The 23,288-nt window shown below is 72.8% G+C and carries 22 protein-coding genes and 1 pseudogene; 8 read left to right on the forward strand and 15 right to left on the reverse strand.

All coding sequences use genetic code 11. The features are described 5' to 3' along the window. Nucleotides 1–139: 139 nt before the first annotated feature. Nucleotides 140–1,537 (reverse strand): AI-2E family transporter, encoded by a 1,398-nt coding sequence (locus ACFVNO_RS26690; protein WP_355265291.1) that lies wholly within the window; start codon nt 1,535–1,537, stop codon nt 140–142. 126 nt (nt 1,538–1,663) lie between these two features. Further along, nucleotides 1,664–2,071, reverse strand: coding sequence for a YccF domain-containing protein (locus ACFVNO_RS26695; protein WP_355265293.1), 408 nt, complete (start codon nt 2,069–2,071; stop codon nt 1,664–1,666). A gap of 772 nt (nt 2,072–2,843) precedes the next feature. Here ACFVNO_RS26695 and ACFVNO_RS26700 point away from each other — a divergent pair. Next, nucleotides 2,844–3,143 carry a WhiB family transcriptional regulator gene (locus tag ACFVNO_RS26700; RefSeq protein ID WP_017588640.1) on the forward strand — a complete coding sequence of 100 codons (300 nt, stop codon included), beginning with the start codon at nt 2,844–2,846 and terminating at the stop codon, nt 3,141–3,143. A 141-nt stretch (nt 3,144–3,284) separates the two neighbouring features. Here ACFVNO_RS26700 and ACFVNO_RS26705 read toward each other — a convergent pair whose 3' ends face one another. Both ACFVNO_RS26705 and ACFVNO_RS26710 read right to left on the reverse strand, forming a co-directional pair. Beyond that, on the reverse strand, nt 3,285–4,592 hold the full coding sequence (locus tag ACFVNO_RS26705; protein ID WP_355265296.1) for a phosphoribosyltransferase family protein: 1,308 nt from the start codon (nt 4,590–4,592) through the stop codon (nt 3,285–3,287). Between the two features lie 128 nt (nt 4,593–4,720). Continuing rightward, entirely contained in the window at nt 4,721–5,281 is a 561-nt protein-coding gene (locus ACFVNO_RS26710) for a GNAT family N-acetyltransferase (RefSeq protein WP_220560266.1), read from the reverse strand. A gap of 307 nt (nt 5,282–5,588) precedes the next feature. On the opposite strand from ACFVNO_RS26710, the gene ACFVNO_RS26715 reads away from it, so the two are divergent. After that, complete coding sequence (locus ACFVNO_RS26715) at nt 5,589–6,782, forward strand: MFS transporter (protein ID WP_220560265.1); 1,194 nt, start codon at nt 5,589–5,591, stop codon at nt 6,780–6,782. Between the two features lie 129 nt (nt 6,783–6,911). On the opposite strand, the gene ACFVNO_RS26720 is transcribed toward ACFVNO_RS26715, so the two are convergent. From ACFVNO_RS26720 to ACFVNO_RS26745, 6 genes are all read right to left on the reverse strand, one after another. Beyond that, nucleotides 6,912–7,724, reverse strand: a complete 813-nt coding sequence (locus tag ACFVNO_RS26720; protein ID WP_378896602.1) for a hypothetical protein — start codon at nt 7,722–7,724, stop codon at nt 6,912–6,914. 30 nt (nt 7,725–7,754) lie between these two features. After that, nucleotides 7,755–9,197: a hypothetical protein gene (locus tag ACFVNO_RS26725; RefSeq protein ID WP_378896605.1), complete on the reverse strand. Its 1,443-nt coding sequence runs from the start codon at nt 9,195–9,197 to the stop codon at nt 7,755–7,757. 373 nt (nt 9,198–9,570) lie between these two features. After that, nucleotides 9,571–9,855: a hypothetical protein gene (locus tag ACFVNO_RS26730; RefSeq protein ID WP_378896608.1), complete on the reverse strand. Its 285-nt coding sequence runs from the start codon at nt 9,853–9,855 to the stop codon at nt 9,571–9,573. A gap of 100 nt (nt 9,856–9,955) precedes the next feature. Then, on the reverse strand, nt 9,956–10,717 hold the full coding sequence (locus ACFVNO_RS26735; RefSeq protein ID WP_378896611.1) for a hypothetical protein: 762 nt from the start codon (nt 10,715–10,717) through the stop codon (nt 9,956–9,958). Continuing rightward, complete coding sequence (locus ACFVNO_RS26740) at nt 10,714–11,541, reverse strand: hypothetical protein (RefSeq protein ID WP_378896613.1); 828 nt, start codon at nt 11,539–11,541, stop codon at nt 10,714–10,716. The genes ACFVNO_RS26735 and ACFVNO_RS26740 overlap by 4 nt, the downstream gene beginning before the upstream one ends. 208 nt (nt 11,542–11,749) lie before the next feature. After that, nucleotides 11,750–12,760 (reverse strand): YihY/virulence factor BrkB family protein, encoded by a 1,011-nt coding sequence (locus ACFVNO_RS26745; RefSeq protein WP_355265316.1) that lies wholly within the window; start codon nt 12,758–12,760, stop codon nt 11,750–11,752. A 526-nt stretch (nt 12,761–13,286) separates the two neighbouring features. On the opposite strand from ACFVNO_RS26745, the gene ACFVNO_RS26750 reads away from it, so the two are divergent. The 5 genes from ACFVNO_RS26750 to ACFVNO_RS26770 all read left to right on the forward strand — a co-directional run bounded on the left by ACFVNO_RS26750 (nt 13,287) and on the right by ACFVNO_RS26770 (nt 17,517). Further along, nucleotides 13,287–14,984 (forward strand): nitrite/sulfite reductase, encoded by a 1,698-nt coding sequence (locus ACFVNO_RS26750; protein WP_378896617.1) that lies wholly within the window; start codon nt 13,287–13,289, stop codon nt 14,982–14,984. A gap of 198 nt (nt 14,985–15,182) precedes the next feature. Next, on the forward strand, nt 15,183–15,377 hold the full coding sequence (locus ACFVNO_RS26755; RefSeq protein ID WP_255646456.1) for a hypothetical protein: 195 nt from the start codon (nt 15,183–15,185) through the stop codon (nt 15,375–15,377). 2 nt (nt 15,378–15,379) lie between these two features. Next, the gene (locus tag ACFVNO_RS26760) at nt 15,380–16,081 is read left to right on the forward strand and encodes a phosphoadenylyl-sulfate reductase (protein ID WP_355265322.1); all 702 of its coding nucleotides are present in this window, start codon (nt 15,380–15,382) and stop codon (nt 16,079–16,081) included. Beyond that, nucleotides 16,063–16,920 carry a sirohydrochlorin chelatase gene (locus ACFVNO_RS26765; protein WP_378896621.1) on the forward strand — a complete coding sequence of 286 codons (858 nt, stop codon included), beginning with the start codon at nt 16,063–16,065 and terminating at the stop codon, nt 16,918–16,920. The genes ACFVNO_RS26760 and ACFVNO_RS26765 overlap by 19 nt, the downstream gene beginning before the upstream one ends. 171 nt (nt 16,921–17,091) lie before the next feature. After that, nucleotides 17,092–17,517, forward strand: coding sequence for an Hsp20/alpha crystallin family protein (locus ACFVNO_RS26770; protein ID WP_355265328.1), 426 nt, complete (start codon nt 17,092–17,094; stop codon nt 17,515–17,517). A gap of 69 nt (nt 17,518–17,586) precedes the next feature. On the opposite strand, the gene ACFVNO_RS26775 is transcribed toward ACFVNO_RS26770, so the two are convergent. The 4 genes and pseudogenes from ACFVNO_RS26775 to ACFVNO_RS26790 all read right to left on the reverse strand — a co-directional run bounded on the left by ACFVNO_RS26775 (nt 17,587) and on the right by ACFVNO_RS26790 (nt 21,436). After that, entirely contained in the window at nt 17,587–17,910 is a 324-nt protein-coding gene (locus tag ACFVNO_RS26775; RefSeq protein ID WP_378896624.1) for a DUF5713 family protein, read from the reverse strand. Between the two features lie 105 nt (nt 17,911–18,015). Beyond that, nucleotides 18,016–19,213 (reverse strand): annotated as a pseudogene (locus ACFVNO_RS26780) (MFS transporter). Nucleotides 19,214–20,427: 1,214 nt separating this feature from the next. Beyond that, entirely contained in the window at nt 20,428–20,796 is a 369-nt protein-coding gene (locus tag ACFVNO_RS26785) for a VOC family protein (RefSeq protein WP_355265337.1), read from the reverse strand. Between the two features lie 22 nt (nt 20,797–20,818). Further along, nucleotides 20,819–21,436 carry a stage II sporulation protein M gene (locus ACFVNO_RS26790; protein WP_355265340.1) on the reverse strand — a complete coding sequence of 206 codons (618 nt, stop codon included), beginning with the start codon at nt 21,434–21,436 and terminating at the stop codon, nt 20,819–20,821. An 85-nt stretch (nt 21,437–21,521) separates the two neighbouring features. Between ACFVNO_RS26790 and ACFVNO_RS26795 the strand changes: the two genes are divergently transcribed. Continuing rightward, nucleotides 21,522–22,214, forward strand: a complete 693-nt coding sequence (locus ACFVNO_RS26795) for a MerR family transcriptional regulator (protein ID WP_355265343.1) — start codon at nt 21,522–21,524, stop codon at nt 22,212–22,214. 68 nt (nt 22,215–22,282) lie between these two features. On the opposite strand, the gene ACFVNO_RS26800 is transcribed toward ACFVNO_RS26795, so the two are convergent. After that, nucleotides 22,283–23,245 carry a helix-turn-helix domain-containing protein gene (locus ACFVNO_RS26800; RefSeq protein ID WP_355265346.1) on the reverse strand — a complete coding sequence of 321 codons (963 nt, stop codon included), beginning with the start codon at nt 23,243–23,245 and terminating at the stop codon, nt 22,283–22,285. Nucleotides 23,246–23,288: the final 43 nt, after the last annotated feature.

Raw genomic sequence — 23,288 nt, forward strand, 5'->3', positions numbered from 1 at the left:
GGGAGCGGTGGCGCGGGGGCCGACCGATCCAGCCTAACGGCAGCGGTCGGGGGCGCCGCCAGGGGTTTTCTCCCCGGGACGACGGCGTCCCCGTCCTGTCGAACAGGAACGGGGACGCCGGACATTCCCGGGGGCGGGGTCAGCCGTCGGAGGGCGGGTCCTCCGGACGCTCCTCCTTCTTGTCCCCCTTGCCGGGCTTGGGAGCGGCCTTGGCCCCGGTCTTGGCGGTGCCCTCCCCCGGGGAGGGCGTCGTGGCCATGACCCCCTGCTTCTTCTTGGCCTTCTCCGTCGGCGCGGAGCCGGGGTCGTCGGGCTCGGCCTCCTCCTGCTCCTCCGGTGCGGCCGGCGGCCGGTCGCGCAGCAGGGCGGCGAGCACCGCGGCCACGGGGGTGGCCAGGAACATGCCGGGGATGTTCCCCAGGACGGCGCCGATGGAGATCGCGATGAGCACGACCGGCGAGGGCAGTTCCAGCGCCTGGCCGTAGATGCGCGGCGCGAAGAGGTTGCTCTCCAGCTGCTGGATGAGCAGCACCCAGCCGAGCACGACCAGGGCCATGACCCAGTCCACGGTCACGAACGTCACCAGGACGGCGACCAGGCCGCTGAGGAACGCACCGATGATCGGCAGGAACGCGCCGATGAAGGTGAGCACGATCAGCGGGATCGCCAGGCTGGGGTCGAGGATGAAGATCAGCAGCACACCGATGCCGATGGCGTCGATGGCGCCGACCGCCGCCACCCCGCGCACGTAGTTGCCCATCACCTTGTAGGTGACGTGCCCGGCGTGCTGCAGGCCGGGGCGCGACCCCGGCGGGAGCAGGGTGAGCAGCCAGTCCATGAGCAGGTCGCCCGAGTGCACGAAGTACACGGTCAGGGCGATGATGAGGACGATGCCGACCAGGATCGAGACGACCGCGGCGCCCGCGGTCCACGCGCCGCTGATGAGCTGGCTGCTGTTCTCCTCGATCATGGTGGTGATCTGCCGGGTGGCGTCGGCGATCATGTCGTCGAGCTCGAACATCTCGGGGCTCAGCCCGAACGGCAGCTGGAGGTTCTGGATCTCCTCCAGGCCCTCGGTGACGCTGGAGACCAGGGCGTCCGAGCCCTGGACCGCCGGCATGATGATCATCGTCAGGACGCCGCCGAAGACGATGAGCGCCACCACGATGGAGATCGTGGTGGAGAGCCCCCGGCCGAGCCCCTTGCGGCGCAGCCAGTTGGCGAGCGGCATCAGCAGCGCGGTGATGAAGACCGCCAGGATCAGCGGCAGGGTGACCACCGACAGGTACACCAGCGCGTAGATCAGCAGGCCCGCGACGAATCCGATGAGCAGCATCCGCCAGGCGACGTCGCTGACCCGGCGCAGCAGGTCCGGCGGGGCGGCCTCGGCCTGCGCCGCCGCCTCCTCGGCCCGGCGCCTGGCCTCGGCGATCTCGCGCTCCTCGGCCTCCAGCCTGGCCCGGCGCTCCTCGTTGGCCCGGCGCGCGGCGAGCCACTTGTTCAGGAGCGCCCAGACTCCCGGCCGTTGGGCTTGCACATCGACTCCATTTCTTCACTTCTGCGGGTGCCCCCCGTCACGGGGTGGAGGGGTGCACGGGGGTTCTTGTAGAGGGTGATGCGTCCGGGGGATGGGGGGTTCGCACCCGTCGGCGTGAGAACGGTGTCAGAACTGCCAGGGTTCCCGGGGACGGCCGCTCTCGACGATCTCGTTGCCGAAGGGGGCCAGCGCGACCGGGATCATCTTGAGCGAGGCCCAGGCCATGGGGATGCCGATGATGGTGATCGCCAGGCCGATCGCGGTGGCGATGTGCCCCAGGGTGAGCCACCAGCCGGCGACGATCAGCCAGATGACGTTGAGGACGGTGCTGCCCGCGCCCGCGCCGGGCTTGCGCACGAGTTCGCGGCCGAAGGGCCACAGGGCGTATCCGGCCATCCGGAAGGAGGCGACGCCGAAGGGGATCGTGACGATGAGGATGCAGCAGATGAGCCCGGCGAAGGCGTAGCCCACCGCGAGCCAGAAACCCGCGACGAAGAGCCAGATGACGTTGAGGATGAACCGCAGGAGGGCCACGGCGACTCGAACTCCTTGTGGTGGTGCCAGAGGACGACCCGGTATCGGGGTGTCCTTCGCTTTCTATCGCGTGTGACGCCCGGACACCACGACCTGTTCCTCCTGCGCGCCCCTGGTCCTTCCCCTAGGGGCCCGCCCGTCGCCCGCCACCACCCTCAACGGACGGCCCACGGCCGCGGCCCCTCCCAGCCGTCGCCCGTCGGCCGCCGTCGGCACCCAGGGGGCGGGGGTTCGCGCCGGCCGCCACCCCGGGGGCGGCGACGGAGGGTGAGGACATACGGTCCCACCCAATCGCGGTGACGTGTCGTGTCCGCAATGTGATCGGCGTATCAGGGGGAGCCCCTAGGCAGGAGCGACATCGCCCCATACGATGTGCTGTGTCCTTCGCAAGGCACTCGTTCTTGCAATAAGTGACGAACTCGGACAAACGACCGGAGATCCGCCGCAAGGCATCAGATTTCGGTAACGGTTGGGCGAGTAATTTCCCCACCCCCCGTGCACGATCGGGAGTGGGGATGGCATGATTACGTACCGGCTCGGACGGATGGCCGTCACCGCCTCCGAGAGCCGTTCGCGTGAGAACACACCCGCAGTCGGCGATCACCGCCGCTCGGTTCGCGTGCTTCTCGTGGTCTCAGCCACACCGGGGAACATCGCCTGCACCGTTCGGCGTTTGCGTCGTGCGGGGTCGCTCACGCCGCATGACCGACTTTTGGGTGACTGAAGCTTTTTCCGACAGCTTACTAGTGATTTCAGTAGAGGTGGTTCAAGCATGTCTCAGGTACGTCGGCAGGCCGCGCTGCGCCCCCGCCCGAGCTGGGGGTGGCAGGATGCCGCCGCGTGCCGGGGCGAGGACCTTGTGCTCTTCTTCGGCCCGGATGGCGAGCGCCAGCCGGAGCGGGAGATCCGCGAGCGCAAGGCCAAGGAGATCTGTGCGGCCTGCCCGGTTCGAACCGACTGCCTGGACTATGCGATCTCGCGTCCGGAGAAGTACGGCACCTGGGGCGGCCTGAACGAGGACGAGCGCGCCTCCGAGCGCCGTCGTCGTATGCGTCGCGCCAACGCCGCCTGAGTCCTCAGGCGGTCGCGCAACCGCGATCCGGCCGATCTTCCTCCTCGGCGGCCCCGGCCCCGTGCGAAACCCGCGTCGCCCCGACACTCCGTCGGCGGCGGCGCGGGTTCTTCGTTCTCCGGCGCCCTCCGGGCCCGGGCCTCAGCCCCGGCCGCGCGGGAGGTAGCGGTCGAACCAGTCCTGGGCCTCCACCGCCACCTGCCGCCATTCCCGGGCGCCCCGGAGCAGTTCCTCGGCCCCCGACAGCACCTTGAGGTCGGTGGGCCCGCCCATCCGGCCCCGGGCCCACTCCCCCAGTTCGCGCACGAACGAGTCGCGGCTCTCCAGCATCACCAGGACCGGGGCGCGCACGTCGGGCAGCGCGGGCTCGGCGAGGTCGATCCGGCCGCCGTGCACCACCGCCGCGGCCACGTCGCCCGGCCGCCGCGCGGCGGTCACGAGCGCCGCCGGGGCACCGGCCCCCGAGCCCAGCACCCCCACCGGCTCGCTGGCGGCGTCGGTGGCCCGGCGCAGCCAGGTGACGGCCGAACTCAGCCGCTCTCCCAGCACCTCCGTCGCGGCGCCGCCGCCCACCGAGGAGCGCTCCTCCCCCACCAGCAGGTCGAGCATCAGGGTCGCGTACCCCGCCCGTTGCAGCACCGAGGCGATCGCCCGCCAGCGCGGATCGCCGCGCGCCTCCCCGAACGCCAGGACCACCGCGCCGCGCAGCGCCGCCGGGAGGGTGAGGTCGCCGTCCAGGTAGACGTCGCCCGCGCGCACCCGCACGCCCCGGGCCGTGCCCGGCCGGCTGTGGCTGCGCCCCACCTCCGACATGATGGCGGTGACGTGGCCGTCGGAGAGCTGGTCGAAGTCGCGGTACCACTCCCCCACCGCCCGGAAGTTGTCCGGGACTCCGAGCACCACGACGGCGTCGGCCTCCTCCTTGAGCATCGCGATCGCCTCCCTGGAGGCGACCGGGACGGCCAGCACCAGCTGGGCCGGGCCGGCCTGGCGCACCATGCGCAGGGCGGCGCGGGCGGTGCCGCCGGTGGCCACCCCGTCGTCGACGACCACGCAGTCGCGCCCGGCGATGTCCGGGGGCGGGCGCTCGCCCCGGTAGACCCGGCGGCGCCGGTCGAGTTCGGCGCGCTCGGCGTCCACCGTCCCGGCCAGGGCCTGGCGGGGCACCCGCATCCGGGCCAGGGCCAGGTCGTCGAAGAGGACGCGCCCGTCCTCGGCGATCGCGCCGACCCCCAGCTCGGGGTGGCCCGGAAGGCCGATCTTGCGGACGACCAGAACGTCGAAGTCGGCGTCGAGGCGGCGGGCCAGCTCCGCGCCGACCGGGACACCGCCCCGGGGCAGGGCCAGGACCAGGGGGTCCGAGACCGCGTACGGCCGGACCCGCTCCGCCAGGCGGCGGCCCGCCTCGGAGCGGTCGGTGAACGGCAGGGAAACGGGTACCGGATTCATGTGCCTCACCGGCGCCGGGCTCGGGCGCCGCTCCTCTCGCCGTGTCGAAGGGAGCCGATGGAAAAGTGGTACCGGACATACCCCGGGAGCCGGAGGTTGCAACCCCGGCCACGGTCAAAACCCCCGGGTCAGGTCCTGCGGTACCCGTTCCGCAGCACGGCCATGAGCAGGGCGTCGTGGCGGCGCCCCTCCCACAGCAGCGAGTCGCGCAGCCGCCCCTCGACGGAGAAGCCGCAGGAGCGGTACACGGCGATGGCCCTCATGTTGAAGGCGTAGACGTACAGCCACACCCGGTGCAGGCCGACGTGCTCGAAGGCGTACTCCAGCACCATCCGGGTGGCCTCCCGGCCCAGCCCCTGCCCGGTGAACTCCAGGGCGGACAGGGCGATGCGGTACCCGGCGCTCTCGTTCTCCGGGGCCACCGAGTACAGCGACAGCTCGCCGAGGTAGCGGCCGTCGTGCGGGGCCGTGATGGCCAGGTCCAGCCGGTCCGGGCTCCGCGGGCGGCCGCGGCACCACTCCCGGGCCTCGTCGTAGGTGAGGTGGTGGTGGGTCCCGGTGAGTCTGCGGATCTCCTCGTCGAGTCCCGCCGCGAAGTAGGCGTCCGTGTGCTCGGGGCCCAGCGGCACCAGGCGCACGTGCTTTCCGGTGAGTGTGGGTTTGTCTCGCAGCGCGCTCGTATTGATCATGGGCTCTTCCGGTTCCGGCCGGGCGCCGCGGAACGGCGGCCGGGGCGAGGGAGTCGGCGTCGGGGGCCCGTGCCCTGTGCGTGAGCGGGTCGCTGGGGGCGGGGACCGGTGCGGTGGTGACCGTGTGCAGTCGTCGGGGGTCGTCGGGGGCTTCTCCGTTACTGAGCGGAATCCCCATGTAAATCGGAACGGCGGCGGATCGCAAGCCCACCGGAGGGGAGATCGCGGGGGCCGGGAAACGCATGGCCGGACCCGGACCGGAGTCGATAGCATCCGCAGGCACCGAACGGCCACCCGTGGGAGACGCATGAACAGCCCGAAGACCACCGCCCCGCCCCGGCAGGCCCGCCGGGCCAGGCTCGCGGTCTCCACCCTCTTCTTCGTCAACGGTTTCACCTACACCAACGCGGTCCCCTGGCTTCCGGCGATCAAGTCGGGGCTGGGGCTGAGCAACGCCGAGCTGGGGCTGGCGATCGCGGCGATGCCGACCGGCGCGATCCTGACCGGGATGCTCGCCGGGCCGCTGATCCACCGCTTCGGAAGCGGGCCCACAGCGGTGGGGACCAGCCTGTTGTCGCTGGGAGCGCTTCCATTCATCGCGCTGGCGCAGAACTGGTGGGCGCTGGCGGGGGCCCTGTTCGTCATGGGCTGTGCCGACGCCTGGACGGACTCGGCGCAGAACTCGCACGGGCTGCGGGTGCAGCGCCGGTACGGGCGGACCATCATCAACACCTTCCACGCGGTGTGGAGCCTGGCCGCGGTCTCCGGCGGCCTGCTCGGCGCGGTCATGGCCGGCTCCGGGGTGCCGATCCTGTGGCACCTGGGCGGTACGGCGGTGGTGCTGGTGGCGGTGAACCTGACGGTGAGCCGGATGCTGCTGCCCGGCCCCGAGGACAGTGAACGCGCCGACGGCGCGCGGGAGGCGGACGGGCGGCGACCGCGCATCCCCGGGCGCGCGGTGCTGCTGCTCGTCGCGCTGGGCGTGCTGCTGATGCTGGCCGGGGGCATCGAGGACTCCGCGGCGTCCTGGGGCGCGGTGTACATGGCCGACGAACTGGACGCCTCCCTGTTCCTGGCGGCGATGCCGTTCGTGGCCTGCCAGGCGATGATGGTGGTGGGCCGCCTGCTGGGCGACCGGGTCACCGACAGGTTCGGTGCCGCGACCGTGGGCCGGGCCTGCGGCCTGCTGGCGGCGGGCGGGATCGCGCTGGCGCTCGCGCTGCCGCACCAGGCGACGACGGTCATCGGGTTCGGGGTGATGGGGCTGGGAGTGTCCACGCTGTTCCCGCTGACGCTGGCGGCGGCCGGGAACGTGCCCGGGGTGCGCACCGGCGACGGGGTGACCATCGTCGGGTGGCTGGGCCGCGCGGGCTTCCTGGCGTTCCCGCCGGCGGTGGGCCTGATCGCGGACGCGACGGCGCTGGGGACCGCGCTGTGGACGATCGCGGCGGCCGGGGTGTTCGCGTTCCTGCTCGCCCCGGTGCTGCGCCCGCGCGCCTGAGAGGGAGCGCGGAGGCGAAGGGCCGGAGGAACGGTGCGGGCCCCCGGACGCCGAGGCATCCGGGGGCCCGTGCACGTGGTCCGCGCCCTCACCGGGCGACGGCCGGCGGAACCGTGCCGATCCGCCGTGTTACTCCGCCGGCATCGCGGAGGGACGGCGCGCGCCCGCCCAGAGGGCGATGGCGCCGATGCCCGTGACGATGGCACCGCCCAGGACGAAGCCCTCCATGTCGACACCGGTGGTCGGCAGGGTGGGGGTGGTCCCGCTGGAACCCGAGGTGCCGGCGGTCACCGGGGAGGTGCTGCCGGGAGTGCTGGTGCCGGGAGCCTGGCTCTCGTCACCGTCGTCGTCACCGGGGTTCCCGCCGTCACCCGGGTCGGGGTTCTCCCCGCCGGGGTTCTCACCACCGGGGTCTTCACCGCCGGGGTCCTCCCCGCCCGGGTCTTCACCACCCGGGTCCTCGCCACCGGGGTCCTCCCCGCCGGGGTCCTCCCCGCCCGGGTCCTCACCACCGGGGTCTTCACCGCCGGGGTCCTCCCCGCCCGGGTCCTCACCACCGGGGTTCTCACCCTCACCGGGGTCACCGCCGCCGGGGTTCTCACCCTCGCCAGGGTCTCCACCGCCGGGGTTCTCACCCTCACCGGGGTCACCGCCGCCGGGGTTCTCACCCTCACCGGGGTCACCGCCGTCGTCGCCGCCACCGGGGTCCGGGGAGGGCGGGGTGTCGAAGAGTTCTCCGACGCCTTCGGCGATCCCGCCGACGATGGGGGTGACGACCGGGACCTCAGGAAGGACCTGGGGTTCGGTGACCTGCTGGGCCGCTTCGGGAGCGGCCGCAGGGGCGGTCTCCTCGATGGTCTCGGCGAACGCAGGGCTCACCGAGAACCCGGCCATGAACAGGCCGGCCGCGGTCACGGTCAGTGCACGCTTCTTGGGGGTCATCCCACTCCTTTCTTCTTTTATCGGGGGTTGCTACTGAGAGGGGATGGCATAGAGGTGGTCCTCGTGGACCACGATGGCGTTGCCGCCGAGCAGGCCGGCGGGCTGGGCCGAGGCCGGGTCCGGCCTGCGGACCTCGCCCGCGGTGTCCACGGCCGCCGGGGCACCGCCGAGCTGGCCGAACACGGTGGCTCCCACGGCCACCTGCGGTTCGAACCCGGGGACGACCGCGGTGGTGCCGGTCTCGGGGTCCATCACGACCGGGCCGTAGGAGACGGCGGCGGTGCCGATGGGGCCGGAGCGGTGCCGCACGTCCTCCAGGTCGGCCGGGTCGATCTCGGCCGCGCCGATGACGGAGCCGTCGCGGCTGTCGTGGAAGGCCAGCACGGCCCCCTCGCCGCGCAGCGGCTCCCAGCGGACGATCACGTACTCGCGCAGGGCGGTGACCACCGACTCCATCTCACCGGCGTTCTCGGGGCGGCGGGCGGTGACCTCGGCGACCTCCCCTTCGGGATCGACCCAGGTCCAGGCGCCGGTGCGCACCGCGGTGAGCACCTCGGCGCCCTCGGCCAGCATCGGCGCCGCCCCGCCGGGGACCTCGACCGGCGCCAGCTCGCCGCCGGCCGGTACGAGGGCGTCGTCGCCGCTGCGGACCAGCGCTGAGGAGCCCACGTACTGGGTGGAGGCGTCCTCCGGCAGGGTGATGCTGGTGTGCTCACCGCCCGCGACCGGCCAGAACCACAGGGTCCCGGTGGTCTCCATGACCACCGCGGGCTCGCCGTCGTAGTCGACGAACCGGGGCGGGCCCAGGAACTCGGTGGAGGCGGCCGGGAGGGCGGCCGACCACAGGCGCTCGCCGGAGGCGTCGAACAGGGTGAGCCGCTCGTCGGGGTCCATGAAGGCCATCAGGTCGCCGTCGCGGGAGACGCCGGGCTGGCTGCCGGGGGCGAGCGCCTCGGAGAACTCCACGGTGTCGCCGTAGCCGGGCGGGGCCGGGTGGCCCAGGACCTGCGCCTCGGTCGTGGTGGTCTGCGCGGCGGGGTCGTCGCCCGGGATCAGGTTCCAGGCGACGAAGCCGGCGCCGCCCAGGAGCACCACGGCGAGCGCCGCCGCACCCGCGATGACCAGGCCCCGCCTGCCGCGTCCGGGCCGCTCGGCGGGCGCCGGGGGGCGGGCCGCGGCGGGGGCGGGCCCGGCCGTCGGGGGGAGCCGGTCGGCGGCCTGCACGACGCCGTCGGGGGTGGCGACCAGGTTCCAGTAGCCGTTGCTGTCACGGGCGTCGATGAGCACCGGCTGGCCGATCCTGGCGGCGTAGCCGGTGGCGACGTCCAGCGCCGCGCGCCGGGTCTCCTTGGGAACGCTGCCGGTGACGACCTGGCGCTGTCCCTCGATGACGATCTCGGCGCTGCGCTCGTCCGGGGCGATGGCGATGACGGCGGTGGGCCGGGGATGCCCCGGACGGGACGCCCGGCTCATGGTGCCTCCGAAGGCATGGGAAGGGTGGACCTGTTCGTGTGCGGGTGACGGGGAACGTCGGTCGGGGGCGACGGCGGGACCGGGCCCGGGAGATCACCGGGCGCCGGTGTCGACGTGCACGAAGCCAATGCTGAACGCGATGATACTGATCGTGACGGACACGGCCCACCCGGGTACGGGCGGCCGGTAGCGGACACGGCGCGCTGTGCGGTCAACGGTGTTCCCGCTCCCCTTCCCCCTGACCTGGCATGTCTTCGGAACGCGGGGAGGGCCGCCCGGCCCGCCCTCCCGTGGTCACGTTCATATGGACACGCGGATGTGTCGATGAGTTCACACCGTAACTGGCCGAATCCGGCCACCGGTCTCCCACGGTTCACGCCGGGCCCTGGCCTCCCGTGGGCCCCGTGACATGCGGAAGGATGCGGAAGCCGGGGCCGGGCGGACCGAAGTTCGGTTCGCTGGTGACCGTGAAGTGCACGATACCGCCAGGTACGACCGAAAAGGGGCACGGGGGTGACCCCCGGCGCTGCACCCGGACGGTGTGGGCGCCGGGCGGCAGGCCGACGACGAGGGTGCCGCCGGAGGCGAGGAAGCCGACGTGGCCGCCGTCCACTTCCAGGGGCGGGTCCTCGGCGAAGCCGCCGCGCGCGTGGAACACCACAGGGCTCCAGCCGGAGGGCATCCGCGCGGGGTCGCGTAGACCGATGAGCTTGGGCGCCTCCGGCGGGGCGGCGGGCGCCCGTTCGGCGTCGCGCAGGTCATGCGGAGTGCTCCTGTCGCGTGACGGTCGGGTTCCACAGGGCGATACGGGTGTCCGCGCCGACGTAGAGGTGGACGGTGCGCCCCGGGACCGCCGCGAACCGGAACGGGTACTTACCGGGCGAAACCGGGATCCGTGCCGTGTGCTCCCCCGGCGGCAGGCCGATGACCAGGCTCTCCCCCGGCGGCAGCTCCCCGACCCGGTCCCCGTCGATCTCCAGGGGGTGGTCCCTGAGGTTGTGCGGGAACAGGTCGGATCTGTAGAACACCACCGGAACCCATCCGGGAGGCATCCGGGCGGGATCGCGCAGGCCGAGGAGCCTGGGCACCTCCGGACGGTCCGCCGCCCGTGCCTGATGACGCCAGGGCCGCTGCCACAGCAGCACGGCCAGGGCGGCGAGCCCGATCGTCTCGGCGGTCACGAGCAGGGGGAGCAGGCCCAGGCTTTCGTAACGCACGGTGTACCAGAGGCCGAGCGGCAGGAGGAGGACATGGCCCGAGGCCAGGACGAGCGCTCCCGCTCCGACCGCCGGCCTCACCGCCCGGGCCGAGGAGCCCGGACGCCCCCGGGACCCCTGGAAGGGAAGGAGGGAGAACACGACCACCAAGAACAGGAACCAGCTCAGGGCGAGACCGGCTCCGAGGGTGATCTCGCGCGCCGCGGACTCCATGGAGGTGAGGATCCAGTTGTGGAGCAGCATGCCGAAGAACGCGTGTGTGGTCACGGCGGGGAACCAGCGGAGGTCCTTCAGGGCGATCACCTTCCGGATCGGGGCTCGGTGGCCGGGGGTGCGGCGGGTTCGCCGGGGGTGAGGAGGATGTACTCCTCCGGCCGGGGCGTGTGGCCGGCGTAGGGCGCGCCTCCGGGACCGCCGGGCTCGACGGTCAGGTGGGACACGGTGTCCGCCGCGACGGCGACCGTGACGGGCGCGCCGGTGCGGCGGCCCAGGCGGCCGCGCACCCGGTGCTCTCCCGGCGGCAGGCCGATGACCAGGCTCTCCCCCGGACCGATCGTGCCCACCCGGTCGCCGCCGACGTGGATCCGGTAGTCGACGGCCGCGTCGCGGAGGACGTGCCCGGGGCGGTGGACCACCAGCGCGGCCCACCCGGAGGGGACCTCCTCAGGGGAGCGCAGGCCGACGAGCTTGGGACCGGTCAGCAGAGGCTCGGCCAGGGATTCCCCGAACTCCCGGCGTTCCCGCCGCGCCCGGACCACCGCGAGGACGCAGCCGGTGAGGGCGACCAGCACCAGGGGCGACAGGCTCAGGGAGGCGCCGGGCAGCATGAACACCACCGCCATCAGCAGGTTCAGCCCGATGACGGCGAAGTCCGTCCGCGGCCGGTCGGTGAGCGGCCAGGGCACGGCCCCCGTGTGCAGGCGCCGTCGCTCCCCCGGTGTGGGATCCGGGTCGGCGTCGGCGACCAGGGCGAGCGCCAAGGCCAGGAGGAGGGCGGGCGGCACCGTGGCCGGCCACGGGACCGTGCCGGGGTAGCCGGGGTAGAAGGCGCGGAAGGACGCGGCCAGCATCACGGAGACCAGGGCCGCCGCCATCGCGATCTGCCGCAGAAGCTGGGAGGCCTTCACCGGCGCCCCCTCCCCCCGGCGGAGGCGCGGGGAGCGGACGGGGCGGAGATGCGGGGCGCGGACGGGGCGGGGGTCATGGGGGATGCCCTTTCCAGCCGTCCGGGTGCGGGGGGGGCGGCGGGGGCGCGGCCCGCCCGCCGGAGGCACCTCGAACATACCGACGCGCCGTCGCGTTCGGGTGTACGGCGTACGCTCTGACCGGTTCCGGTCAGCGGCCGTTGTTCTCGACGATGGTGTCGATGACCGCCTGCTCGCGGCGGCGGACCAGGCGGTCGGCGCGCTCGAAGCGGCGGTTGGCGATCTCGGCGCGGGCCGCGGCGGTGCGCACCGTCGGCCACATGGCGTCGATCTCGGCGTTGAACGACGACCCCACAAGCACCGCGACCGCCATCACGAACAGCCAGGCCAGGATCGCGATCGGCGCGGCCAGCGAACCGTAGAGGCTCACCTGCGCCAGCGAGGCGTCCAGGTAGGCGCGCAGCCCGATGGACCCGGTGATGAGCACCGTCGTCGCCAGCAGCGCCCCCGGCAGGTGCCGCCACAGCGGGGTGCGCACCGGGATGCTCAGGGTGTACAGCATCGTGACGGCGGCCGTGGCCAGTACCGCGACGGTCGGCCAGTACAGCAGGTTGAGCCGCCCCACCGTGATCGGCAGCAGCCGGTGGACCAGGTCGGGGCCGGCCACCAGGACCGGCAGCACCAGCAGGGCGAACGCCAGCCCGCCCAGGTAGGCCACGAAGGCGAGCACCCGCTGGGTGATCCAGCCGCGCAGCTCCTCCAGGCCGTAGGAGATGGTGATGGAGCGGATGAACACGTTCATCGCCCGCGACCCCGACCACAGCGACACCAGGAAGGTCACCGACAGCACCCCGCCCCGGACGCCCTGGAGGAGGTCGTCCACCAGCGGGGCCACCACGCTCTCGACCGTGTCGGGGGTGAGGATCTGGGCGGTGCTGTCCAGGATGAGCCCGCGGATCTCCTCCACCGTGCCCTCCCCCAGCACCGGCGCCAGCGGGACCAGCACGCCCAGCAGTCCCAGCAGCAGCGCGGGCAGCGAGATCAGGGTGAAGAAGGCGGATTCGGCGGCCAGGCCGACGACCCGGTCACGCGAGAAGGCCCGGATGGTGCGCAGCACGAGCAGCAGACCGCCGCGCAGCCGGGGGCGGCGCCTCAGCCAGGCGTCGGTGATCCGCCACAGCCCCTCCCAGAAACCCACCACGGGGAGAACGTTAGCGGTCCGGGGGCGGACGCCGGGACCGCGCACCGCCCGGGGAGTGGTCTGCGACGTGCGGTGAGCGGTGAGTGGGCGGGCGGGCCGCGTGGCGCGGCGGGCAGCGGGTGGCCTGCGCAGTGTGGTGGGCAGCGGGTGGCGGGTGGCCTGCGGCGTCCTTCGCCGAGTGACGTGACTCACTCGGGAGCCCTCCGGACCCGCCTGGACAAAGGACGCGCGCACATGACATTCTCATTTCATGATCGCTGCCCTGGACCCCATGCTCTGCGTGCGTCGCCACGTGGACTTCCTGCGGGTCCGCAGCGCCATCTGTTGCAGCGTCGGTTAATCTCGCCGCCTTTTTGACGCACCCCAGGGGTGCGCGCGGCACCGGCGCTCTCCCCTTTCTCTTCGCATCCCACACACGCGGATTCCGACCCGTGGCACCTGCACGACGATGTGCGGCGCCGACGGGCCGTAGCGGTGCGGGCGCCGGGGCCGTACGGACCCCGTGACCCCATCGGAGACACCCGCGATGCCTCCCTCTTCCGCGCAGAACGGTCGGACGGCGACGGCGGCCAAGCCGCGTCGCCGCCGCGGCGAGGGCCAATGGGCCCTCGGCTACCGCGAGCCGCTGAACAAGAACGAGGAGAACAAGAAGAACGACGACGGGCTCAACGTCCGCGATCGGATCATCAACATCTACTCCAAGCGCGGTTTCGACTCGATCGACCCCGCTGACCTGCGCGGCCGTTTCCGGTGGTTCGGCCTGTACACCCAGCGCGCCCCCGGCATCGACGGCGGCAAGACCGCGGTCCTGGAGCCGGAGGAGCTGGACGACCGCTACTTCATGCTGCGGGTGCGCATCGACGGCGGCCAGCTGTCGGTGGCCCAGCTGCGCGCCGTCGCGGGGATCTCCCGCGACTTCGGCCGCGACACCGCCGACATCACCGACCGGCAGAACGTCCAGTACCACTGGATCCGGGTCGAGGACGTGCCGGAGATCTGGGACCGGCTGGAGTCGGTGGGCCTGTCCACCACCGAGGCCTGCGGTGACACCCCCCGCGTCATCATGGGCTGTCCGCTGGCCGGAGTGGCCGAGGACGAGGTGCTGGACGGGACGCCGGAGATCTTCCAGATCTACGAGGAGCACATCGGCAGCCCGCTGTACTCCAACCTTCCGCGCAAGTTCAAGACGTCCATCGCGGGCTGCTCGGTGTACTGCACCAACCACGAGATCAACGACGTCGCGTTCGTGGGCGTGCGGAACGAGGCGGGCGAGGCGGGCTACGACCTGTTCGTCGGCGGCGGGCTGTCCACCAACCCGATGTTCGCGCTGCGGCTGGGGGCCTTCGTCCGCCCCGACCAGGTGAGCGAGGTGTGGGCGGGGGTCTGCGCGATCTTCCGCGACTACGGGTACCGCCGGCTGCGCACCCGCGCCCGCATCAAGTTCCTCATCAAGGACTGGGGCGCGGAGAAGTTCCGGCAGGTGCTGGAGGAGAAGTACCTGGGGTACGCGCTGCCCGACGGCCCGGCCCCGGTGCTGGACCAGGGCCTGCGCCGCGACCACGTGGGCGTGCACCGCCAGCGCGACGGAAGGTTCTACGTGGGGTTCGCGCCCAAGGTGGGCCGGGTCTCGGGCACGTCGCTGGACCGGATCGCCGACATCGCCGAGGCGCACGGCTCCGACCGCATCCGTACGACCGCCGACCAGAAGCTCGTCATCCTCGACATCGAGGAGGACCGGGTCGAGTCGATCACCGCGGCCCTGGAGGCGGAGGGCTTCCAGGTTCGGCCCAGCACCTTCCGCCGCCAGACGATGGCGTGCACCGGCATCGAGTTCTGCAAGCTGGCGATCGTCGAGACCAAGGGGCGGGCGTCGACCCTCATCGACGAGCTGGAGAAGCGGCTGCCCGACTTCGAGGAGCCGCTGACCATCAACGTCAACGGGTGCCCGAACTCGTGCGCGCGCATCCAGGTCGCCGACATCGGCCTCAAGGGGCAGTTGGTGATGAACGACCGCGGCGAGCAGGTGGAGGGCTACCAGATCCACCTGGGCGGCGGCATGGGCCTGGACGCGGCCTTCGGCAAGAAGATCCGCGGGCTCAAGTCCACCGCCGAGGAGCTGCCCGACTACGTGGAGCGGGTGCTGCGCCGGTTCCAGGACCAGAGGAAGGACGGGGAGTCGTTCGCGGCCTGGGTGGGCCGGGCCGCGGAGGACGACCTGAAGTAGGGAAGCAGGGCGGGGCTGTTCGGGCTCGGGTCCGGGGCCGGGCTTGGGTTCGGGGCCGGGTCTGGGTCTGAGGTCGGGTCCGGGTCCGGGCTCGGGACCGGGTCCGGGTCCGAACGGCTCCGGGTGGGTCGGGCGCGTGTGCGCGTCCGGCCCGCCGAATCCACCATCCGCGACATCCCCGATTGGAGGAGGTGCGCCGTGTCCGAGAGGGCCGCACCCTACTACTGCCCCTACTGCGGGGACGAGGACCTGGTGCCCGAGGAGGGCGCCCCCGTCAAGGGCGAGGGCTACCCCTGGGCCTGCCTGTCCTGCGCCCGGGTCTTCCGTGTCAAGTACGTGGGCCTGCGGTCCGCCTCGTTCGGCGACGCACCTTCTAGACCGACGGAAGGGTAGGAATGAACGCCACCATCACCCCCGTGGGCGGTCCCGAGCTCGCCGAGCGCGCATCGCGCGAGCTGGAGGAGGCCACCGCCCAGGAGATCATCGCGTGGGCCGCCGAGACGTTCGGCGACGGCCTGTGCATGACCTCGTCCATGGCCGACGCCCTCATGGTCGACCTGGCCTCCAAGGTGATCCCCGGCATCGACGTGATCTTCCTGGATACGGGATACCACTTCCCCGAGACCATCGGCACCCGCGACGCCGTGGCCTCGATCTACGACATCACCCTGATCAACGTCGAGCCGACCCGCACCGTGGCCGAGCAGGACCTGGCGCTGGGCCCGCGGCTGCACGGGCGCGACCCGGGCATCTGCTGCCACCTGCGCAAGGTGGAGCCGTTGAAGAAGGCGCTGGCGCCCTACAGCGCGTGGCTGACCGGGCTGCGCCGGGCCGACTCGGTGACCCGCCGCGACACCCCGATCGTGCAGTGGGACCGGCGCAAGCGGATGACCAAGGTCAACCCGATCGCCCGGTGGACCCAGGAGGAGGTCGACGCCTACATCGAGGAGAACGGGGTGATCATCAACCCGCTCCAGTACGACGGGTACCCCTCCATCGGCTGCGAGCCGTGCACGCGGCGGGTGGCCCCGGGCGAGGACCCGCGCAGCGGCCGCTGGGCCGGCAGCGGCAAGACCGAGTGCGGGATCCATCTGTGACCGGCGACGGGCCCCGCCCCGCGCCGCCGCTGCTGGCGGTGGCGCACGGCAGCCGCGACCCGCGGTCTGCGGCGGCCGTGGAGGCGCTGTTCGAGCGGGTGCGCGCGCTGCGGCCGGAGGCCGACGTGCGGGTGTCCTACCTCGACCACACGGCCCCGTCGGTGCGGGACGCCCTGGCGTCGCTGGCCGCCGAGGGCGCGGGCGAGGTCGTGGTGCTGCCCGCGCTGCTGACGGCGGCCTACCACAGCAAGGTGGACCTGCCGAAGGTGCTGGAGCGGGCGCGCGAGACCGGACCGTGGGTGCGGGTGCGCTACGCCGGCACGTTGGGACCGCACCCGGGCCTGGTGGCGGCGGTGGAGCGGCGGCTGGCCGAGGCCGGCGCGACCGCGGCCCCGGACACCGCGCTGGTGGTGGCCTCGGCGGGGTCGAGCGACCCCGGGGCCAACGCGACGGTGGAGTCCGTGGCCGCGGAGCTGGCGGCGCGCGGGCCGTGGCGGGAGGCGGTGGCGGCGTTCGCGTCGGCGGCGCGGCCCACCCCGGCCGAGGCGGTCGCCGCGGCGTACGCCCGGGGGGCGCGGCGGGTGGCGGTGGCCACCTACCTGCTGGCCCCGGGGTTCTTCGCCGACCGGGTCCGTGAGCAGGCGGAGGCCGTGACGGTGGCGGAAGCGGAGGCCGTGGCGGAGGTGGTGGGACCGGTGGGATCGACCGAGGTGGCCGGTGCCGAGGGAGCGGCCGGGTCGACCGTGGTGTCGGAGGCGCTGGGCGCGGCTCCGGAGCTGGCGGAGATCGTGTGGGAGCGGTACGACGCGGCACTGGCGGAGCGGCACGTGCTGGTCTGAGTGCTGACGTATAGAGCTCTGACGTGCCGTTATGCGAGGCGGGCGGGACCTTCCGGGTCCCGCCCGCTTTGTATGTTCGGGACTTGACAAGCCTTGGGTGATCAATAAAGTTGAGTGTGTTCGCATCAAGTCATCGACGATGATGTCGAAGGCACTTGGAGGTGACGAGCGATGCTGATGCGCACCGATCCGTTCCGGGAGTTCGACCGGCTCACCCAGCGTCTGCTGGAGAACGGCCGACCGGCCGTCATGCCGATGGACGCCTACCGTGAGAACGACGACTTCGTGGTCCACTTCGACCTGCCGGGGGTCTCCCCCGAGAGCATCGACCTCGAAGTCGAGCGCAACGTCCTCACCGTCAAGGCGGAACGCCCCGGCCTGCGCCGCGAGGGCTTGGAACTGATCGTCAACGAGCGGCCGAACGGCACGTTCAGCCGCCAGGTCTTCCTCGGGGACACCCTGGACACCGACCGGATCACCGCGAACTACGCCGACGGCGTGCTCACGCTGCGGATCCCGGTGGCCGAGCAGTCCAAGGCCCGCAAGATCGTGGTCGGGCACGACTCCGGGCGGGAGCAGGCCTCGATCAAGGCGTGACGGGCGGACGCCTCTCTTTTTCGCTCCTGTGGGGCGGGGGCCGCGTGAGGGCGCGGCCCCTTTTGCGCGTCACCAGTCGCGGGGGGCCAGAGCCTCTTCCAGGTCTGCGTCGGCGAATCCGTTGGCTTTCATGACGCGCTCGAAGGAGAGGGCGATGGCCTCCCGGATGACGGTGTCGATGTCGCTGCCCGCCTCCCAGAACTCCTCCTGGAGAGCGTTGAACTCCTCGGTGGCCGCATGGGTGAGCACGTAGAGCTCGGGCAGGTCGGCGGGGCGCTGGGACCCGATGCGCTCGTGGAGAGCGAGCAGGATCGACCTGCCCTTGGCCACCAGGTGGTCGGGGAAGGCGGGGTCGTCCTCCATGCCCTTCAGGTAGACGGGGTCGTCGGCCATGGCGTCTCCTTGTCGGGGGTGGGGTCGCGCGGCCATCCTGGCGGTCGGGTACGACAGACACCGTTGGTGGGGACGGGCCGGGCCGGCGGGTTGGGGCGGTTGTGGTCAGCGGGCGGTGACGGCCGCGGTGATGAGGACGGCGGCGGAGAACAGCAGGGCGCCGGGGGCGCCCACCGCCCCGGCGACCGCGGACGCGGCGGCGGGGATGGCGACCTGGCCCAGCCGGTTGCCCCAGATGCGCAGCGCCAGAGCGGAGCCGCGTGCGCCCTCCGGCGCCAGGGTGGTCACCTCGGCCATGGTCAGCGGCTGGCCCAGGCCGAGCAGGAACCCGCCCAGGCCCAGCACGAGGGCCAGCACCGCGAACCCGCCCAGCGGCAGGGCCACCAGGATCAGCGACAGTCCGGCGACGGCGGTGCTGGCGACGATGAGGGTCTTGCGCGACCAGCGGCGCAGCATCCATGGCAGGGTCAGGCGGGAGAGCAGCGAGGAACCCGCGCGCAGGCTGAGCAGGACGCCGACGAGCACCGGGGGGATGTCCCGGCTCTCGGCGATGAGGGGCAGGTAGGCGGTGAGGATGTCCACCGCGGAGAGCAGCGCCAGGCTGGCCAGCAGGGCGGAGGGCATCCGGCGGCGGCGCAGCAGGTCCAGGGTGGGCACTGGCGGCGCGGCCTTCTGTCCGGCGGTGCGCCGGACCGGGCTCAGCCGGAACAGGGCGAGGAGCGGCAGCGCGCCCAGGGCGGCGACGGCCCCGGCGACGACCAGGGCGGTGGAGGTGGCCGCGAGCAGGGCGTCCCCGGAGGCGTCGGCGAGGATGGCGCCGGAGATCAGGGGGGCCGGCGAGCTGGCCCAGGGAGGCGGCGGCGGTGAACCAGCCGAAGTCGCGGTCCAGGTTCTCCGGGCGGGAGTGGCGGGCGATGAGGCCCTGCCCGGCGACCATGCACAGCAGGTGGCCGACGCCGACGACGGTGCTGGCCAGGGCCAGGCCCGCCAGCCCGTCGACCAGGGAGAGCAGGAGACCGCCCGCGGCGAGGATGACCGAGCCCAGGCCGACGATCCAGGCGATGCGCGCCGAGCGGTCTGTGGCCCGGCCCAGCGGGACGGCGATGACCAGGGGCAGGAGCGCGTAGGCGGCGGTGATGAGGCCGACCTCGACGGCGTCGCCGCCGACGGCGATGGTGCGGTAGGAGATGAGGGGGCGGGTGAGGTTGAGGGCGGTGTGGGTGAGGACCACACTGCCGAGCAGGGCCCAGAGCCAGCGTGTGCGTTCGGGAGGTTCTGCGGCGGACTCCGTCGGCTCGGCCATGGTCTCCTCTCGCGCCGTGCCCCCTGGCGCTGCATCCCGGGAGTGGTCCCATCACGGGATCACTCGTCCCTCGGTGGTGTCGGACGTTGGACGTCGGAGGTTTGGTGGTTAGGGCGAGGGAGGTGGGCGGGTGAATGGTGAGGGGGCGACAGGGGGAATCGTATCGGGGGCGTTGTGTGGGGATACGGGTGGGGGTGGGCGGTTCTTTCTTCGGGGTGGGGCGGGGTGGGGTCACGGTTCTTTCTCCCCGGGCCCACGTGGCGATGTCGCGGGGGCGCGGCCTTCGTCCCTCCGGGGCGGGGTCGCGGTCCTGTTCCCGGTCTTGGGATGGGGACGCGGGGATGTGCGGCGGTACCTTCGGGGGCGGGGGTTGTGGTTCTTCCTCCCCTGATCCCCCTCGGGTTGATGCCGCGGGTGTGGGCGGCCTTCATCCCCTGGGGCTGAAGGTGTGTGGTTCTTCTTGCCCGCACCCCCTGGGGCTTGGGGCTGTGGGTATGCGCGGCCTTCACCCCTGTGGGCTGAGGTGCGCGGTTCCTCTTCCCCACACCCCCTGGGGGTTGGAGCTGTGGGTGCGGGCGGCCTTCACCCCCTGCGGTGGAGGTGCGCGGTCCTGTGCCCGGTCTGGGGCCAAGATCGCGGGTACGTGCGGCTTTCACCCCCGCTCCCGTCCGTACCGCGGTCATCCGCGGGAGTAGGCGACAGCGTGGAGCCCCCTCACCGCCGCCGGCGCCCCCAACCTTTCCAGGCGGTGCGGGTGCGCGCGCTCCGCGTGCACCCGGCTCCGGCAGTCACACCCCCACCACCCGCCACGCGCGCCCAACGATTCCGTCTGGCGGTCTGCCGGACACCGACTGCGGCCGGGGCCGGGCCCACCCGGCGCGGACCGCCGTTCCCAAGCGGCCGAGCTCTTGGAAACCTACAACTACCTCGGCGAAGACCCCCTGGGGTCGGGCACCCTACTGGTGTGACACGGCTGGAGCTGAGGTTTCCAATCGGGTGAGAAACCCCCTGGGGCAGAGGTACTGCGACGCCTTCCGGTTGTGGCGGAGGTCCCGGTCGGGTGGGAAACCCCCCTGCGGCGGGGGCGCTGCGATGCCCTCCGGGTGTGGCCGGCCCCCGGGTGGGGATCCCCGGGGCGGAGGAGGTGCGATGCCCTCCGGTTGGAGTGGGACCCGGCGGGTGGGTGGGGGTCCCTGGGGTGGTGGTGCTTGGGGTCAGGAGCGGCTGGAGTCGATGATGCAGAAGCGGTTGCCCTCGGGGTCGGCGAGGACGACGAAGTCGGGGTCCTCGGGGTAGAGGTCCCAGTCGACGCGTTCGGCGCCCAGGGCCACCAGCCGTTCGACCTCGGCGGCCTGGTCGGCGGCGTCCTTCGCGTAGAGGTCCAGGTGGACCCGGGGGTGCTCCTGGACGGGTACGTCGCTCAGGCCGAGCGCGATCTGGACGCCCGGTCCCCTGGTGGGGACCAGGACGATCCAGCGGTCGGTGCCGGGGTCGCGGGGCGTGTAGTCGAGGGCCGCGGTCCAGAAGGCCGTCGCACGGGCCACGTCGGAGACGCCCAGCACGACAGATCCGATGTTCAGCATCACCCGATTCTGCCCGAAGGGGTCAGCCCAGGAACAGCGGGGGGATGAGGTAGATGATCTCGAAGGCCTCGTACGCGGCGCCGATCACGAACAGGGCGAGCGCGGGCGGGAGCAGGCGGCCCAGTTGCCCGAGGCCGCGGAGGTACCCCTGGCGGCGGGTGTCGGCGCCGACCGACGCGGGGCACAGCCAGGCGCGCCCCAGGAGGTAGGCGCCGAGCATGACCAGGACGTAGGCCTGGAACTCGATGAGGAGCGTCAGGGAGTGCGGGACCAGGATCTTCGCCGCGGTGGCGTCGACCGGGGCCAGGGACAGCCCGAAGCCGAACGCCCGGTAGGCGAAGAGGACGATGCCGGCGAAGGGGACGATCATCGAGGGCAGCAGGATGGTCGCCACAGCGACCGTCAGCACGTTGACCGCGAGGATGGTCAGGCCGAACAGCCAGACGTTCCCGAGCAGTTCGCCCACCAGGTCCGCCGTGCCGTCCTGCTCCATGGACGTGATCTGTGCCGCTTGCAGGTCGGGGAAGGCGAGCGCCGCGGCGACGCCGGCGAAGAAGAGGCCGAACATGACCGCGTTCATGGCGAGGTAGGCTCCGAGGTTCGCTCGGATGATCCGGAAGGGCTCTCGAAGGTGGCGCATGCGTCCACTCCAGACCATGCCCCTGGGGCATGGTCAAGCCCGGGGTGGGAACGGGTGGACCGGAGCACGAACCGAGGAGGGGCGCATGGCGTGGAGCACCCGGCAGATCGCCGAGCTCGCCGGAACGACGGTGAAGGCCGTGCGGCACTATCACGAGATCGGCCTGTTGGACGTCCCGGAGCGGACGGCCAACGGGTACAAGCAGTACGGCGTTCCGCACCTGGTGCGGCTGGTGCGGATCAGGCGGCTGAGCGACCTGGGGATCCCGCTGTCGGAGATCGCGGCGGTGGAGGACGAGCCGGAGGAGGCGATCCGGGCGCTGGACGCGGACCTGGAGGCGAGGATCGACCGGCTGGTCCGGGTGCGGGAGGAGCTGGCCGTGATCCTGCGGCACCGCGCGTCGGTGTACGCCCCGCCCGGTTTCGCCTCGGTCTACGGTGACCTGTCGGAGCGGCAGCGGTCGCTGCTGGCGGTCTATTCGACCGTGTTCAGCGAGAGGTACCTCGCGGAGTTCCGCGAGCTCATCGGCGACCCGGAGGAGGCCGAGCGGGAGTTCGAGGAGCTGCCCGCGGACGCGGATGACGCCGTGGTGGCCGATCTCGCCGAGCGGCTGCTGCCGGCGGCCCTCCGTGCGCGGGCGGAGGGCCCGGATCCGGTGGCGGACTCGCCGCGGGGTCCCCGGCGGGCGGCGCAGGCGATGGCCGAGGCGGCGGTGGAACTGTACAACCCGGCGCAGCTGCGTGTGCTCGAGCGCCTGGTCGGGCTCATGGCCACATGAGGTGGGGGGATCGAGAACGCCTCGTAGGCGGCACCGGCGCGGCTTGACCGGGTCCGCTGTTCCCGTGCTCAGGTGAGGCGGAACGCGGAGCGGTAGGCCGAGGGGCTGAGGCCGGTGTGCGCGCGGACCGCCTCGCGGAGGTTGGCCGGGGTGCCCAGGCCGCTGGACCGGGCCACGGAGGACAGGTCGAGGTCCGTGCGTTCGAGCAGGCGCCGGGCGGCGAGGACCCGTTCCGCGCGCAGCCACGCCAGCGGGGTGGTGCCCAGCTCTGCGCGGAAGCGCCGGTGCAGGGTCGCCGGGCTCACCGCGGCGCGGGCCGCCAGGTCGGCGACGGTGAGGGGTTCGCCCAGGCGTTCGCGCGCCCAGTCGAGGAGCGGCGCCAGTGACACGTCGGCGGGGTGCGGGAGCGGGGCGGGCACGAACTGGCGCTGGCCGCCCTCCCGGTGCGCGGTGAACACCAGCCGCCTGCTCACGGAGGCGGCCGCCTCCGCGCCGTGGTCGCGCCGGATCAGGTGCAGCCCCAGGTCCAGGGCGGCCGCGCTGCCCGCGGCGGTGAGCACGTCGCCGTCGTCCACGAAGAGCACGTCGCGCTCCAGCCGCACCTTCGGGTACAGCCGGGTGAACAGCTCCTCGTGCCGCCAGTGGGTGGCCGCCCGGCGCCCGTCCAGCACGCCCGCGGCCGCCAGAGTGAAGCTGCCCGTGCAGAAGCTCACCAGGCGCGCCCCGCGGGCGTGGGCCGCGCGCACGGCGGCGAGCACCTCCGGCCGGGGCGGCGTCCACGGGTCGGGGCGGTTGGGCACGATGACCGTGTCCGCCCCGGCCGCGGCGTCCAGGTCCGCGAGGCCGGCCAGGGTGAACAGCCCCAGGTGCACCGGCGCCTCGGGGGTGGGCGAGCAGACGGTGAGCGTGTACCAGGTCCGGTCGATCTCCGGGCGGCGCAGCCCGAACAGCTCGGTGGCCACGCCCATCTCGAACGGGTTGGACCCGGCGTCCACGATCAGCGCCACCCGGTGCGAGGAATCTTGCGGCATGTGCGATTCCTAGCACTTCCGCGGCCGGGGCGCCACCGGGAGG

Origin of the sequence: Nocardiopsis sp. NPDC057823, assembly GCF_042797335.1 — a bacterium.
Taxonomy (GTDB): Bacteria; Actinomycetota; Actinomycetes; order Streptosporangiales; family Streptosporangiaceae; genus Nocardiopsis; species Nocardiopsis changdeensis.

Bases quoted from the DNA above. Each gene is read 5' to 3' on its own strand.
- ACFVNO_RS26760 (WP_355265322.1), top strand. From the start codon at position 15,380: ATGAACGCCACCATCACCCCCGTGGGCGGTCCCGAGCTCGCCGAGCGC.
- ACFVNO_RS26775 (WP_378896624.1), bottom strand. From the start codon at position 17,910: ATGGCCGACGACCCCGTCTACCTGAAGGGCATGGAGGACGACCCCGCC.
- ACFVNO_RS26770 (WP_355265328.1), top strand. From the start codon at position 17,092: ATGCTGATGCGCACCGATCCGTTCCGGGAGTTCGACCGGCTCACCCAG.
- ACFVNO_RS26705 (WP_355265296.1), bottom strand. From the start codon at position 4,592: ATGAATCCGGTACCCGTTTCCCTGCCGTTCACCGACCGCTCCGAGGCG.
- ACFVNO_RS26800 (WP_355265346.1), bottom strand. From the start codon at position 23,245: ATGCCGCAAGATTCCTCGCACCGGGTGGCGCTGATCGTGGACGCCGGG.
- ACFVNO_RS26725 (WP_378896605.1), bottom strand. From the start codon at position 9,197: ATGAGCCGGGCGTCCCGTCCGGGGCATCCCCGGCCCACCGCCGTCATC.
- ACFVNO_RS26715 (WP_220560265.1), top strand. From the start codon at position 5,589: ATGAACAGCCCGAAGACCACCGCCCCGCCCCGGCAGGCCCGCCGGGCC.
- ACFVNO_RS26795 (WP_355265343.1), top strand. From the start codon at position 21,522: ATGGCGTGGAGCACCCGGCAGATCGCCGAGCTCGCCGGAACGACGGTG.
- ACFVNO_RS26785 (WP_355265337.1), bottom strand. From the start codon at position 20,796: ATGCTGAACATCGGATCTGTCGTGCTGGGCGTCTCCGACGTGGCCCGT.
- ACFVNO_RS26720 (WP_378896602.1), bottom strand. From the start codon at position 7,724: ATGACCCCCAAGAAGCGTGCACTGACCGTGACCGCGGCCGGCCTGTTC.
- ACFVNO_RS26710 (WP_220560266.1), bottom strand. From the start codon at position 5,281: ATGATCAATACGAGCGCGCTGCGAGACAAACCCACACTCACCGGAAAG.
- ACFVNO_RS26790 (WP_355265340.1), bottom strand. From the start codon at position 21,436: ATGCGCCACCTTCGAGAGCCCTTCCGGATCATCCGAGCGAACCTCGGA.
- ACFVNO_RS26700 (WP_017588640.1), top strand. From the start codon at position 2,844: ATGTCTCAGGTACGTCGGCAGGCCGCGCTGCGCCCCCGCCCGAGCTGG.
- ACFVNO_RS26750 (WP_378896617.1), top strand. From the start codon at position 13,287: ATGCCTCCCTCTTCCGCGCAGAACGGTCGGACGGCGACGGCGGCCAAG.